The 15,167-nt window shown below is 27.1% G+C and carries 12 protein-coding genes, 1 tRNA gene and 1 pseudogene; 2 read left to right on the top strand and 12 right to left on the bottom strand.

Annotated features, from left to right (window positions below; genetic code table 11):
- Window positions 1-49: 49 nt before the first annotated feature.
- The 10 genes and pseudogenes from DJ007_RS02485 to argS form a co-directional block, all read right to left on the bottom strand.
- Window positions 50-1,507, bottom strand: coding sequence for an IS1096 element passenger TnpR family protein (locus tag DJ007_RS02485; RefSeq protein ID WP_129408177.1), 1,458 nt, complete (start codon window positions 1,505-1,507; stop codon window positions 50-52).
- Between the two features lie 89 nt (window positions 1,508-1,596).
- A complete protein-coding gene (locus DJ007_RS02490) occupies window positions 1,597-3,204 on the bottom strand; it encodes an IS1634 family transposase (protein ID WP_129408178.1) in 1,608 nt (535 codons plus the stop codon).
- 154 nt (window positions 3,205-3,358) lie between these two features.
- Window positions 3,359-3,670: a plasmid pRiA4b ORF-3 family protein gene (locus DJ007_RS18695; protein WP_206076030.1), complete on the bottom strand. Its 312-nt coding sequence runs from the start codon at window positions 3,668-3,670 to the stop codon at window positions 3,359-3,361.
- On the bottom strand, window positions 3,615-3,875 hold the full coding sequence (locus DJ007_RS18700; protein ID WP_129408180.1) for an IS1096 element passenger TnpR family protein: 261 nt from the start codon (window positions 3,873-3,875) through the stop codon (window positions 3,615-3,617). Before DJ007_RS18700 ends, DJ007_RS18695 begins: the two co-directional genes overlap by 56 nt.
- A 125-nt stretch (window positions 3,876-4,000) precedes the next feature.
- Window positions 4,001-5,665 carry an AAA family ATPase gene (locus tag DJ007_RS02505; RefSeq protein ID WP_240739167.1) on the bottom strand — a complete coding sequence of 555 codons (1,665 nt, stop codon included), beginning with the start codon at window positions 5,663-5,665 and terminating at the stop codon, window positions 4,001-4,003.
- 111 nt (window positions 5,666-5,776) lie between these two features.
- Window positions 5,777-5,850, bottom strand: a tRNA-Asn gene (locus DJ007_RS02510).
- Window positions 5,851-5,927: 77 nt separating this feature from the next.
- Window positions 5,928-6,638, bottom strand: coding sequence for a YybI family spore inner coat protein (locus DJ007_RS02515; protein WP_129408181.1), 711 nt, complete (start codon window positions 6,636-6,638; stop codon window positions 5,928-5,930).
- A 1-nt stretch (window position 6,639) separates the two neighbouring features.
- Window positions 6,640-7,818, bottom strand: a complete 1,179-nt coding sequence (locus DJ007_RS02520; RefSeq protein WP_129408182.1) for a TIGR04013 family B12-binding domain/radical SAM domain-containing protein — start codon at window positions 7,816-7,818, stop codon at window positions 6,640-6,642.
- On the bottom strand, window positions 7,799-8,257 hold the full coding sequence (locus DJ007_RS02525; RefSeq protein WP_129408183.1) for a hypothetical protein: 459 nt from the start codon (window positions 8,255-8,257) through the stop codon (window positions 7,799-7,801). The genes DJ007_RS02520 and DJ007_RS02525 overlap by 20 nt, the downstream gene beginning before the upstream one ends.
- Window positions 8,258-8,269: 12 nt before the next feature.
- Window positions 8,270-9,976, bottom strand: a pseudogene (argS, locus tag DJ007_RS02530) (arginine--tRNA ligase).
- A 290-nt stretch (window positions 9,977-10,266) separates the two neighbouring features.
- Between argS and dnaK the strand changes: the two are divergent.
- Both dnaK and DJ007_RS02540 read left to right on the top strand, forming a co-directional pair.
- Window positions 10,267-12,084: a molecular chaperone DnaK gene (dnaK, locus tag DJ007_RS02535; RefSeq protein ID WP_129408184.1), complete on the top strand. Its 1,818-nt coding sequence runs from the start codon at window positions 10,267-10,269 to the stop codon at window positions 12,082-12,084.
- A 120-nt stretch (window positions 12,085-12,204) separates the two neighbouring features.
- Window positions 12,205-13,389: an MFS transporter gene (locus DJ007_RS02540; RefSeq protein ID WP_129408185.1), complete on the top strand. Its 1,185-nt coding sequence runs from the start codon at window positions 12,205-12,207 to the stop codon at window positions 13,387-13,389.
- Between the two features lie 16 nt (window positions 13,390-13,405).
- Here DJ007_RS02540 and DJ007_RS02545 read toward each other — a convergent pair whose 3' ends face one another.
- Window positions 13,406-14,137: a transglycosylase SLT domain-containing protein gene (locus tag DJ007_RS02545; RefSeq protein WP_165973961.1), complete on the bottom strand. Its 732-nt coding sequence runs from the start codon at window positions 14,135-14,137 to the stop codon at window positions 13,406-13,408.
- Window positions 14,138-14,207: 70 nt separating this feature from the next.
- Complete coding sequence (locus DJ007_RS02550; RefSeq protein ID WP_129408187.1) at window positions 14,208-15,068, bottom strand: hypothetical protein; 861 nt, start codon at window positions 15,066-15,068, stop codon at window positions 14,208-14,210.
- Window positions 15,069-15,167 lie beyond the last annotated feature (99 nt).

A 15,167-nucleotide genomic window follows, 5' to 3' on the forward strand; every position in this document is an offset into this window, starting at 1 on the left:
TATATCTTTATTAAATGGTTTTTGTACTTGTTTTAATAAGCTACCAAATCTATTTTGAATATCCTTTAAAATGCCATTTTGGAGCAATTCGTTTAAAATCATTTAGCAGTGTTTTCAACCATGGGCGTTCTATAATTCCATTAGAAACTAAATATTCGTTTATTTGATTATTCGAAACATTGTGATTTATATACACAAATATATCTTTTATTATATCAATTGTATTTATTGTATCCATATTTATCATATTTTGCATTAGTAACATATGTTTTAATTCACGCTCTAAACGTTCAATTATATTATTTGAATAAAACCCTTTATCAACCATTTCTCTTATATAATCCGCTGAAAAAATTTTATAATCATTTTCTATATATTTTTTTCTATAATCCAGTATTTCTTCAAAAATATCATATGCTGCTTTATGAACTATATAATCTACTCCATTTCTCTTTACTATTGCTAAATCTATAATCTCAGGTAAATCGTTATTAGTTTTTTCAAAAAATTCTAAATCTTTTTCTGTTATTGGAACTTCCAGAATATCTTTATATTTTTTTCTATTAATTATCTTTAACAATTTTTCTTTTTCTATAACTCCATATAAAAAAACTAAATTCTCTATAAAATTTCTTTTGTTTTCTAAAATCTCCATTTTTTCAAGGAAATTTTGTTGCTTCTTTACATATTTTTTTACTTCTTCATAAAATATAAAATGTGTAAATGCTTTTTTCATTCCAATATATCCCATTCCTGTATATTGTAATAACTTAGCTATAGCAAAATCATAGACATTCTCTAAAAGATATGACCCCTCTTCTTCGAATATATCATAAAAATATCTTACCTCATACAAACAAAATACCTGTTCTATATATTCCGGGAGCTTTTGCAACATTATATTTTTTAGTTTTACTATTGAGAAATTTTCAGGAACTTTGTATGTATCTTTTATTACATTTAATTCACCTGGAGATAAAAGTTTTAGTCCTTTTTCTATATTAATATTATTTATTATTTTTCTCTTTAACATACTTTTTACAAATTTCTTAATACTATTATTGTTTACGAATTCAGAACCAGCATACCAAAAAGGTGTTTGTTCAAGGATTTTAGCTTTAATATATGTTTTTTCTTCATTTGTAAATCCCTGGCCTAAATATGATTCTTTTATAAACATATCAATTGCTTTTGTTATTCCTTTTATTCCTTCAGATTCATATGCTGTTTCTAAATATTTAAGTAAATAATCTTCAGAATCATAATAATATTCCCCATTTTCTTCAAAATTTTCTCGCATTGTAAATACATTTTTCAATTCTTCATTTAATTCTTCAATATCAAAGTATTCTGGATCATAATCTCCAATCCATTCAAGAAAATCTTCATCTGCATTTGCAGGATCGTTTAATGCTTCTAAAACAGAATAATATCCCCACACTCCACCACAATCTTCTAAAGGACCTGCTCTTTTACCATCAATACATTTTCCTGAGTTTGACAGTATTTATTTCAATAAAATTTGGAAAAGCTGTATTATTCTAAAAAACAGTTATTGTTAATTTTTTATTAAATACAAAAGTGTCATTACACCCCCTAAATTTTATATTTTTCTTTGAATTCTGTATAGGGTGAAATTATTTTTGGTACAGGAATATTTAATGTATTTAATATTCTTTGCCCTAATTTATTTAAATTCATTCTCGCTACAAGATGTTGCTTTTGTGTTTTAAATTCAATGTATTCCATATTTTTAATAGCTTCTCTTATTTTTTCATGAGAGTATTCAACATTATTTTTTTCCAGTTCTAATTCTAGTGTTCTTTGAATTATGTAAGATATGAAACTCATTACAATATGTCCTTTTATTCTTTTTGGTGTCCAATGAAATACCGGTCTTGTTTCAAGATAATTTTTTAATGTTCTAAATGTTTCTTCTACTTTCCATAATGTATGATATTGTTCTAATATTTCTTTTGGAGATAGTTTTGTGTTTGTTATTATTCCATAGTATCCATCGTATTTTTCATCATTTTCTATTTTTTCTATGTCCAGTATATAATTTTGTTTATTCTGTTCTTTTAAATATTTTTTCGCTCCTCTTTTACTTTTTGAATCTATATTTCCTTCTTCTAACATTTTTTTCGCTTTTTCTATTAATCGTAGTCTATCTGCTCTGTCTTTTTTGGCTCTTTCTTCTGAATATATTATGAGTAATCTTTTATTTTCATATTCTACTTCTCTATATTTTATTCCTTTTGCTATTTCTATGAATTCTCCTTCAAATATATTTACTTTTTTTAACTGTTTTATTGATTTTCCTACTATGAATTCATAATTAGAATTTTCTACTACTTCTATATTTTTTTTACTCATCATTCCTCTATCTGCTACTACTATTACTTTTCCTAATTGATATTCTTTTTTCATTTTTTCTATTGAATCTTTAAATGTATGCCCTTCAAATGTATTTCCTGCATATATATCAAAACTAACTGGCATTCTATCCTGATCTATTGACATCCCTAATACTATTTGTGATTCATTAAATTTCTTATCTTTTGAATATCCCATTTGTAATATTTCATTTGTTTGTTGTGTTTCAAACGCTAATGTCGTTACATCGTAAAATACTAAATCTACCGTTGTATTAAACAAACTTATCCTTTGATTATACATATGTTTTTCTATCGACTCTTTATTATCTGCCAATATATCCAATGTTCTGTATAACCAGTGCAGCATTACATCTTTTTCTTCCAGGTCTTTTTCTTTTTTAACTTCCACTTTGTTATATCCAAAATACTCTAAATTATTAAATATTCCCAATTTACTTTTCGGTTCTACTATTCTATTCATCACCATTATTTTTAGCATCTCTTCTGCATTGTATTTTATTTCTTTATCCAGTCTTTCAAAATATCTTTTCATCTCATATCTTTCGAATATCTTATTTACTATTACTTTGGCTCCGTAATTCTTTTTATCCGGTGCCTTTTTTATATCTTCTGTATCAATATAATTTTTTAAATCAAATATTTGTATGAGTTTATTTACTATATTTTTCGCTTCATTTTCGCTAAAAGAGTCAATCCTTCCTAAGTTTGCAACAGTTCTTTGCTTTATCTTACCATTTTCCCTATAACTTTCAACAATTCTTAAATATTCAACACCTTTGTTATTTTTAACTACTCTCAAAAACACAAAAATCACCTCTTGATTTCATAATACCATTACTTATTATACCACAAAAATATTATGAAATCAAGAATATAACGCTATTGTTAAAAATATTTGTGTCACTACAAAAATTTTTCAACCCCAATTTTCACCCTTTTCATCGTCGCAAACCCGCATTCTACCGTTTCGATTTTTCAAAAATCTTGAATTTGCTGTCAAACTCAGGTGCATTTGCAGGATCGTTTAATGCTTCTAAAACAGAATAATATCCCCACACTCCACCACAATCTTCTAAAGGACCTGCTCTTTTACCATCAATACATTTTGGATATTCATCCTCTACATTTTCTTCTTTTAATACTTCGATGTTTATTAACCAATTATCTCCAAAATCATATTTATACTTTATTTTACTTTTAACTTTTAATTTTTTTCTAATTTTGTTTTTTATCAATATATTGTTTTTTAATAATATAAGGTGGTATTTCAAATTGTACTTCATATTCATCTTCTGAAATGATTCTTACACCATTTGTAAGTTCAAATTCATAAAGATGATAATCATCCCAATTAAATGCTAATTGTATAATCTGATGCAAATCAAAAAAAGTAAAATTTTTTCTCACCGAAATTATTCTATAAATTTCTGGTTCTATATTTTCTAATTTAATTTTTAAAACAAAGTTATTTCCCATATTCTTCTCCTCTCCTTTAAAATAATCTTTGTTTATTCTATTTATATTGAAAAAAATATCTACAAAAATTTTTGCTATACTTTACAGATAACATGCATCTTCTACATCTTCTAATATCCAATTAATTATTTTACCAAAATCTCAACATTCTTTTTATCAAATGCAATTGCTACTTTTATTATTTTTTCTATTCCATAACTTTTTATTTCTTTTTCATATCCTTTTTCTTCTATCTGTTTTATTCCCATTTCTGCACTGTTTTTTAAATCTTTATCAAAATCTATACTGTATTTTTTGAATTCAAATATTATTCCCGGTTCTTTTTTTTCTTTGGGTATTAATATTACATCTGCTCTTCCATATCCCGCTTCTCTGTTACTTTTTACTATGTATTTTTTGCTTAATCCCACTACCATTCCAAGTATTAACCCATGATAAAACCTTTCCGGTTCTTCTCCACTTATGTCAAAATAACTTAATGTTTCTTCTACTATCCTTTTGAATTTATTTGCAAATTCTTTGTATTTCCCAAGTATTATATCTAATATTATATTTTCCAGATTTATTTTTGTTTCTTTTATTATATCCACCACTGTTTTTTTGAAGAATTGTAGTGTTTCTTTGTTTGTTATTCTTAAACTGTATCTTGGTTCTCCTTCTTCTCCTGTATGTTCTACCCAGGTTAAGTATCCTGTGAATAGAAATAATGTCCATATGCTTTCTTCTGTGCTTTTGTCTAAGTCTCCATATACTAAGTTTTCGTCTATACTGCTTTCTATTGTTTTTCCTTCTATTAATTCTTCTATTTTTGTTTTTACTTCTGCTGTACTTTGTTTTATCAACCTTTTTATTAATTCATTTCCACTACTGTTTATCCAGTAATACGCTATTTTTCCTTTATTTCTTGCCAGGTTTATTATTGAATATGGATTGTATATTTCCATTCCTCCAAAGTTATATCCGTTATACCATTCTATTACTTTTTCTTTTTCATATTCCAATCCATAGTATTTTAATGTTTCTTCTACTTCTTCCCAGGTTAATCCAAATTTGTCATTGAATAATTCACCCAATACCGTTGAGACATCAAGATTATTTACTCCTGTGAATATGCTTTCTTTTGCTACTCTTGTTATTCCTGTTAATACTCCTTTTTCTAAATACTCATTGTCTTTTAATGCATTTCCCAACATGTTTCCCATGAAATTTATGAATTCTTTATAATATCCATTTAAGTATGATTGTTGTATTGGTGTGTCGTATTCGTCTATTAACAGTATTACTTTTTGGCCGTAGTAGCGGTATAAATATTCACTTAGTTTTTTTATGCTATTTTCGTATTTTACATTATCCGCTATACCTCTTGCTATTTCTATATAATCTTCTTTTTCAAATTCTTCCAGTATTTCCATTATCTTCTTGTGTTCTCTATATATATCTGTTATAGTATATTTTACTGCTTTTATTATCTCTTCATAATTATTCTGTTTTAAATCTTTAAAGGTTATATATATTACAGGATATTTATTTAAATACCTTTCTATTATCTCTTTTTCTTTCCATATCTTTAGATTTTCAAATAAATGTTTGTTATCCTGGTCATTTCTGAAAAAATATTTCATCATGCTCATATTCAATGTCTTTCCAAACCTTCTTGGTCGGGTTATTAATATTACTCTTCCACCGGATAAAATTTCTTTTATTAATAAACTTTTATCTATATAATACATATCTTCCTCTATTATACTTTTAAAATCACTTTCTCCTATCGGTAATTTTTTTAATTTCATCAGTTTCACCCCCGCAATTAAATTATATCATATTTTAATAATAAAACTTTTCACAATTTATAGTTTAAAATTACATATAAAAAAAACCCAGCTTTCGCTGGCTTTTAATTATGGCTCCGGCGGAGGGATTCGAACCCCAGCCTAGTGGTTAACAGCCACCCGCTCTACCGTTGAGCTACACCGGAACAACTCCAAAACATATTATAACATAACTTTCAATAGAAATCAAGAAAAATTTTTGCTACAAATATTAAATCTTGTTTTATTTTGCATAAATAAGTTTTGATATTTCTAACCATCTTATTCTTTTTTCTTTTATAGAATAAACAAAATGAGCATAACCAATCCTATCTGCATGGTATATTCCTGATATGCTTATTACGCCTTTTAATTCATAAATTCCATCATGACCGAAATCAAATGGTTCTAATTCTCCTATTCCGCCTACAAATAATTCTTTGAATTTACCAATAAATTGCCCATATTTATTATAGGTTTTTGTTTTTATATATTCATCTTTTCTATCTGATAGATCTATATATGTATATGCATTTTTATATTTAACCAGAGCTTTGAAATTATCCATGAATGCAGTCTCTAAATCTAATATTGTATCATCTGAACTTAATAATTTTCCATTTGTATAGGAGTAAATGTAATAATAAAGATAATTTCCGCTTCCTCCAGAATATCCTTTAACAAAAACATCTAATTTTTTGTCTCCGTCAAAGTCATAAAATTCCATTTCTGGATTATATGCTCCAAAACCTAAATTAATAGAAGTAGAATAATTGGTTGAATTAGAAATATTTAATGTTAGTCCATCGATATAAATAGAACTGATATATGTTCCTTCTAAAGTAATTTTTTCATTAATACCATCGCCATTTAAATCAATACTTTTTTGATCGATAATTTCTGAAAACATAAGAATAGAAATAATGAGAAACATAAATATTAATGTTTTTTTCATATTAGTCACCTCCAAAAAAATGATTGTATAGTTTTATAGACAATTGTTCCTGTTTATGCCAGTAACCAGCAAGTTTTTCGTTTCTGGATAAATCGCCTAATTTTTTATAATATTTCCTATTCAATTTACCCGGGCCTACATTAAATAATGGTGTGCCTGGTAATGGCATAAATGTATGTGAATGTATAACAGCGTTGTATTTTTCTGTGATTTTATCCATAAATTCAAATGTTTTCTTTATATCTTTTTCAGTTTCAAATGGAAAACCAAATATAAAATCTACGTATGGAATGAATCCATGTTCTTTGAGTAATGATAAAGCTCTTTCTACAGTTTCTAAATTATGTCCTCTTTTTATTTCTTGCAATATATTTTCACTACCGCTTTGGGCTCCAATTATTATCATTTTATTATTCACATATTTTTTTATTGTTTTTAATATCTCAGGGGTAACAGATTCCGGTCTTACATCTGATGGAAATGAGCCAAAATAAATTTTTTCCATTCCTATTTTTTTCAGATTAAATAATAATTCTTCTATTTTTTCTACATCAGGAATTACACCGTTTTTAGAGCCATATCCAAATGAATTCGGAGTAATAAATCTTGCTATTTTTCTATTGTGTTTTATACCTTCTTTAGCGTATTCTAATATGATATCAATATTTCTATGTCTTACAACTCTTCCAAAGAGATTTGGTGTTTGACAATAACCACATAAGAATGGACATCCTCTGGTGATTTCCATAGGCATAAAATGTTTGTTTTTTATCGCATACGGTGGATAATGGTTTAAATCTACCATTTTTTTAGAATATATAATTTTTTCAGTTGAACCATTTTTCAAAAAATTGGTGAAGGTTTCTTCACCTTCACCAACAAATATATGGTCAAATCTTATTTTTAATGTTTCTTCTGGCATAGCGCTTGGATGTGGTCCACCTGCTATAACGGTAAATCCTTTTTCTTTTAATATAGGAATTTCCTTTTCAACGTCAAAGATATCAAAACTCATGAAAGAATATACAATTAATGTTTCTTCTGGATTGTATTCTAATATCTTATTAAAGTTTTTTTCTAATATTGTTTCTATATTTATTCTTTCTTTCTCCATTGCAGCAATTAAAGCGACTATTGAATATCTATTGGATTTGAAAAGTCTAAATATTATCTTTTTCAACTGAATCCTCCTCGACTTTTTTCTTTGGCAATATATCTCTTAATCCAGAAGCGAATATTAAAATTCCTATTATTATTGCAGATGATGCAGATACATTTATATATATATATGTTCCTATTGCTATAGCGTTTAAAATCCATGCAAGAGCTATAAATATTTTTTTGTTTTTGTAATTATATAATGATGAAAAAATAGTTGATAATAATACTAATAATATGAACAAATTAATATCAAAACTTCTTATTATTCCAAATACTGAAAGTAATAATCCTATAAATAAATATACTATTGTAAGTTTATCGTATTTTTTTGATAGAAAGGAGAATATCGCTGTGATTAATCCTGATATTATAACTAAAATCATAAAAAGCATATTTGGTTTTAAATAATAAGCGGCCAGACCTGATAAAAGTAATGAAAATGCTACGGAATATATCATTTATTTCACTCCTTACATTTTATCCACAACGTTTATACCTAATAAGTTTAATCCTTTTCTTAAAACTTCACCAGCTAAGTGTGAGAGTAATAACCTTGATTTCAATACATCTTCTGATTCTTTTAATACTGGTAGGTTGTTATAGAATGAGTTATAAGTTTGAGCCAATTCAAATAGATAATCTGCAATTAAATTCGGTTTATAATCTTCTGCAGCTCTTAAAACTATTATTGGTAATTGAGTGAGTAATAATCCGAGTTTTCTTTCTAATTTTTCGTTTATTAATAAATTCGCATCATCCATTGTATAACCATTTTCTTTTGCTTTTCTTTTTAATGATTGTATTCTTGCGTAAGTATAAAGTAAGTAAGGTGCGGTATTTCCATCAAATGCCAACATTTTATCCCAATCAAAGATAATATGACTTATTCTATTTTGACTTAAATCAGCATATTTTACTGCACCAATACCAACAACTTCTGAAATTTGCTGTTTTTCTTCTTCTGTTAAATTTGGATTCTTTTCTTCTATAATTTCTCTGGCTTTTTCTACTGCTTTGTTTAATAACTCTTCTAATTTTATTACATTCCCTTTTCTTGTGGAGAATACTCCATCTGCAAATCGCATTAAACCAAACCAGATATGTTGATAATTATCGTCCCAACCTAATTTTCTTGCAATATTAAATACCTGTTTAAAATGTGTTTGTTGTCTTTCATCTGTGACGTATAATATTCTATTTGGATTGTATGTTTCTCTTCTGAATTTTATACATGCTAAATCAGAAGTTGCATATAAGAAAGCACCGTCTTTCTTTTGTATTATTGCAGGAGGTAAATTTTCTTTTTCATCGAAAAATACAACAACGGCTCCTTCGCTATATGTGGCGATACCTTTGTCTAATAACATTTTTACGATTTCTGGCATGATGTCATGATAATGTGATTCACCATAATATGTATCAAACTCTATATCCATTCTTTTATATATTTTATTATATTCTCTTAAGGATAGATCGATAAATTCCTGCCATAGTTTTCTATTTTCTGGATCTCCGTCCTGCAATTTTTTAAGTTCCTGCCTTGCTTCTTCTAATAAATCAGGATTTTTTTCTGATTCTTTTTCGAATTTTACATATATTCTTTCCATTTCGCCAATTGGATCTTTTTCATAATTTTCTTTATCCAACCAGAGTCTATAAGCAACAATTAATTTTCCAAATTGTGTTCCCCAATCTCCTAAGTGATTGTCTCCTATAACGTTATAACCTAAATATTTATATATTCTTTTTATCGAATCACCAATTACAGTACTTCTTAGATGACCTATGTGCATGGGTTTAGCTATGTTTGGTGACGAATAATCTATAACTACTGTTCCTTTATCTTTAATAAATGAAAATCCGGTTCTTCTTTTTCTATTTTTGTAAATAATCAATTAAAAATTCATTTTTTACATAAATATTTATAAATCCTGGTCCTGCTATTTCTATTTTTTCTATAATATTATTTTCTGGAATATTATCTATAATTTCCTGGCTATTGTTCTTGGTGCCTTTTTTAAATTTTTTGCATTTATCATTGCAAAATTAGTCTGAAAATCACCAAAATTTTCATTTGCTGTTCTTTGAACTACTGGATTTTTTATTTCAATATCAGGGTATATCTTCTCAACAGACTTTTTTAATAACTCTTCTAAAACTTTTTCTATAAGTTTCATAATTCCACTCCCCTTTCATTACTGTTTTTATTATTATAATTATAACATAGATTTTGTTAAAAAATAATAAATTAATATAATGGAATTTATTCTTTTTTGTTTATTTTTATAGCAATCAATAGTTAAGATTGCTATAAATTTTAGTAACTTATATATTATAAGTAATTATAATTGTTATTATTAACTAATAACAGAATTATGTTAAAAAAATATTTCAATTGAACATTTTTCCTTTTTTTGGAGTATAATATATACGGAAATCAAAAGATTAATTAAGGAGGTAGATATATATGGCTGAAAAAGAATATGTAGTTGGTATTGACCTTGGAACAACCAACTCAGCTATTGCCTGGATGAAACCAGATGGAAACGTTGAAGTTATCCCTAATGCTGAAGGTAAAAGAACAACACCTTCAATTGTACATTTTTCAAAAGATGGAACGGTTATCGTGGGTGAACCTGCAAAGAGACAAGTTGTTTTACATCCAGAAAGAACTATAAGATCAATAAAAAGGAAAATGGGGTCAGATTATAAAGTAACGGTTGATAATAAAAACTTTACTCCACAACAAATAAGTGCTTTTGTTTTACAAAAATTAGTTAGAGATGCAGAAGCATATTTGGGTGGAAAAATCAAAAAAGCTGTAATTACTGTTCCAGCATATTTTAACGATGCACAAAGACAGGCAACAAAGGAAGCTGGTGAAATTGCAGGTTTAGAGGTTTTAAGAATAATTAATGAACCTACAGCTGCTTCAATAGCTTTTGGTTTAAACAAAGTTCATGAAGATAAAAAGATTGTTGTATACGACCTTGGTGGAGGTACATTTGATGTTTCTATCTTAGATGTTGGAGAAGGAGTTATTGAAGTTGTATCCACATCAGGTAATAACCACCTTGGTGGTGATGACTTCGACCAGAGAATAATTGATTGGTTAGTTGATGAATTTAAGAAAGAACACGGTTCTGATATTTCAAACGACAGACAGGCAATGCAAAGATTAAAAGAAGCTGCAGAAACAGCAAAAATAGAATTGTCAACAAAATTAGAAACAGAAATTAATTTACCATTTATTACTGTAGTTAATGGACAACCAGTTCACTTACAAAAAACATTAACAAGAAAGAAATTTGAAGAATTAGTAAGAGATTTAGTTGAATCAACAAGAGGCCCTATCGAAACAGCATTAAAAGATGCAGGATTATCTGCTCAAGAAATTGATGATGTATTATTAGTTGGTGGTTCTACAAGAATTCCTGCAGTTCAAGAATTGGTAAAGTCTATTTTCCAGAAAGAACCAAGCAAAGGTGTTAACCCAGACGAAGCTGTTGCAGTTGGTGCTGCAGTTCAAGCAGCTATTATGACAGGTAACACAGAACAGGATTTGGTATTGGTTGATGTTACACCATTATCATTAGGTGTTGAAGTGAAAGGTGGTTTAATGGAAGTTATTATTCCTAAGAATAGCAAAATTCCTATTAGAAAAAGCAAAGTATTTACAACAGCTGCAGACTTTCAGTCAGAAGTAGAAATAGGAGTATTCCAGGGTGAAAGGCCTCTTGCAAGAGATAATTTCTTCTTAGGAAGCTTTAAATTAACAGGCATTCCACCAGCACCAAGAGGAGTTCCACAAATCGAAGTATCTTTTGATATAGATGCTAATGGTATTGTTAATGTTTCAGCTAAGGATTTAGGTACAGGAAAACAACAATCAATGGTTGTTACAGGTAGAAATAAATTATCATCCGAAGATATTGAAAGAATGATTAGAGAAGCTCAAGAATATGAAGAACAGGATAAGAGAAAGAGAGAAGAAATCGAACTTAAGAATCAGGCTGATGATTTAGCATATCAAGTAGAAAAATTAATCAATGAAAATAAAGATAAGGTACCAGAAGAGCAAAGAACAAGATTAGAATCATTGATTAGCGATGTAAGGGATGCAATAAACAACAATGATATTGCTAAATTAAAGATTGTAATGGAAGACTTGAAAAATGAATCAATGAAATTAGGACAATTAATATATCAACAAGCACAACAAACAGCTAATGCTGGTGCAAATCCTAATCCAAACCCAGAAGATACACAAAATCCAAATCAATAATTTATCAAAAAAGCTGGATTCTTTCGAATCCAGCTTTCTTATTTTGTTATATATAAGAAATTTTTTTGTTACTTTTCTTTTGTATAATAGCTGAAATATTTTTCACGGGGGTGGGGACATATGTACAAAAGAAATATTAGTATTTATCCGATTTATCGTTTTTTCATTAATTTTAGAATTATAGGTCCTATTGTTGTTCCCTATTTACTCTTTAAGGGTTTAAATTATTCTCAAATTATGTTATTACAGAGCATCTATTCTATTTCTGTTTTTCTATTTGAAGTTCCTACAGGAAGTCTTGCAGATAAGGTATCAAGAAGACTTTCTCTTTTTTTATCTGGAATTTTCGCAGCATTAGGCTTAACTCTATACATACTTTTTAATTCTTTCTGGATTTTTGCTATAGCTGAAATTCTTTTCGGTATAGGATTAACATTATCAAGCGGAGCAGATTCTGCATTACTTTATGAAAGTTTAAATAAATTAAATAGAAAAAGTGATTTTCAAATTATAGAAGGAAAAAGTAATTATTACTTATTTTTAGGTCATGCATTTGGTTCTATAATCAGTGGTTTTCTTTATTCATATAATAAGTTTTTACCTTTCTGGATAAGTACACTTAGTGTTGTTATTGGTTCGATTACGGCGTATCTTTTTATTGAAACAGAAAGAGAAAAAAGCAAACATAGTTATACAATACATATTTTTAAGAGTTTTAAAGTAGCTATAAATACGCCTCGCATTATATGGGCATTGTTATATGCAGTTTTTTATGGGTTTACGTTTAGAGTAGGGTTCTGGCTTTATCAGCCATATTTTTCACAGGTTAATATTGAAGTTAAGTGGTTTGGTGTAATATTCTTTGGTTTTAATATTGTTGCAGCATTAGCATCAAAATATTTGTCTCCAAAAATTAAAGATATTCGACCAAGAAAGGTATTATTAACCCTGATGTCTTTAATAACTTTAAGTTTTATTTTACCTGTGATTTTTATATCAAAGTTTGCTATAATTTTTTTATCTTTACAACAAATAGTTAGAAGTCTTTATAGACCAACCATGAATTTTTATATTAATCATCAAGTGGAGGATAAATACCGAGCAACTGTAATTTCTATGATAAGTTTAGCAGCAAATTTAAGTTTTGCTATATTATCTCCATTTGTTGGAATGATATTAGATTATAAAGGAACCATTTTTACGTATATTTTGGTTGGAATTATTTCTTTATTCGGAACTATAGAATTATTTTTATTAAGAAAAAAGCAAAAAAAATTAAAGGAAAAAATGAACGCTTCTATATAAACGAAGCGTTCATTTTTTAAGGAAATATTTTATTCCATTCTTTTTCGTAGTTTAATACTTTTTTTAAATAATCAGAAGTTTCTTTTCGTGTATTTGATAATAGATAATTATATAATGATTTTAAATCCATTTTTTCTAAATTCAAACCTCTTACTCTTTTTGAAATCGCTATTGGCCCCATATTGTAACTTGCTATAACCATATATTTTCTTTTTGCATAATCTTTTTCGAATTTAAAGTATCTTGCATGTAATAAATATATGTAAGTAGACCCATATAATATATTTTTTTCTGGATTATACAATTCATTTGCCAAGGTCATGGGATTAGGTTTTCTATTATATAGATAAATATATGCTTCTGTAGCGGCATATCTTGGAATTAATTGCATTAATCCAAGAGCACCGCTTCTTGATTTTGCTCTGGGTAAAAATGAAGATTCCTTTTGAATAATAGACAATATAAAAGGTCTTGGAATTCCATATTTATTTTTTATATTATTTACTATAGGTATATATTGTTTTGCTTTTTCTAAAAAAGGATTCTTTATTATTGGTATTTTAGCTGTATAAATAACTTTATCTTTTTCCTCTTTTTCTTTTTTTATTTTTAGGTTTTCCAGATCTTTCTTGCTTATTAGATTATCCAAAATAGGTTTCTTTGTATATTCATCTTTTGTTTCAACTGTTTTTTTCAGTTGTTTTTTTACTTTTTCTTCCACAGTATTCTTTGATTCATTTTTATTCACTATTACTTTAACTTCAATATAACCATTTTTATTTTTTTCATCCCTTTAAATGTAACAACAGAAAAGGATTTTAAATCATTAGAAAAATCATACCATTTATCTGGAGTATATTCAAATGATTCTCCCAGATTTCTTCAAAATGTTTCATAAATGATTTTTCTTGCTTCAAATATTCTTCATAATATTTATCCCAGTCTTTTTGACTTTCTTCATATAATTTTCCCCATTGCTCATTCATATAATTCAAATGTTCATTCCATTCCTGATTCATTTCTTCTAAATACTTATTAAATTCATCAGAAAATAGATTATTTTCAATATTCATATTAAAGTTTGTATCCATATTCACATCGATATCTGGCATTTTAAATGGATCATTATCAGCTAATATACAAATGGAAATAATAAAAAATAATAAAATAACAAAATTTTTTTCATATCCCTTCCCCATTTTGTTCAAAATATAATTTTTAATTTTATTTGATAGTTCTAATATTATTATATTATATAAATTTATGCCAACCACATATCCTATAATAGTTATTGTATAGAAAAAGAAATTTTTTTTTAATAGCTCAGGAACTAAGAAATTAAAAAAATGAATAAAAAGAAAAATAGAAATTATGGCCATCATAGAAGTAAAAAAATATCTGTATTTTTTAGAGTATGTAAATACAATAACAGGAAAGAAAAATAATATTATTAATGGAATTACCTGAATAAATAAACCCAAAAAACTATTAATAAATAAAAATCCCACTATAAAAATTATAGAATAGTATACATTATTTAATAGTGGGATAAATATAGGTATTGATAACGGAATAATATTTGGTGCAATATTGAAAAATTTCGAAGTTAAATACAATATAACAGAAATAGCCAGAAATAAAGATGTTTTTATATAATTATTTTTTAAATACAAGGGCAAAGATCTCCTCCAGCACACTCACAACAGGTATCGGCTACAGCAATAGTACCTATACATTGTAAACACTCTGTGCAATCATCATTTCTTCTGTAATATCCT

The sequence above is a fragment of the Marinitoga lauensis genome (genome assembly GCF_004135675.1).
In the GTDB taxonomy this organism is placed as follows: domain Bacteria; phylum Thermotogota; class Thermotogae; order Petrotogales; family Petrotogaceae; genus Marinitoga; species Marinitoga lauensis.

Coding starts and splice junctions, on each gene's coding strand:
- DJ007_RS18700 (WP_129408180.1), bottom strand. CDS start 3,875: ATGGGAAATAACTTTGTTTTAAAAATTAAATTAGAAAATATAGAACCA.
- DJ007_RS02505 (WP_240739167.1), bottom strand. CDS start 5,665: ATGAAATTAAAAAAATTACCGATAGGAGAAAGTGATTTTAAAAGTATA.
- DJ007_RS02515 (WP_129408181.1), bottom strand. CDS start 6,638: ATGAAAAAAACATTAATATTTATGTTTCTCATTATTTCTATTCTTATG.
- DJ007_RS02525 (WP_129408183.1), bottom strand. CDS start 8,257: ATGATATATTCCGTAGCATTTTCATTACTTTTATCAGGTCTGGCCGCT.
- dnaK (WP_129408184.1), top strand. CDS start 10,267: ATGGCTGAAAAAGAATATGTAGTTGGTATTGACCTTGGAACAACCAAC.
- DJ007_RS02540 (WP_129408185.1), top strand. CDS start 12,205: ATGTACAAAAGAAATATTAGTATTTATCCGATTTATCGTTTTTTCATT.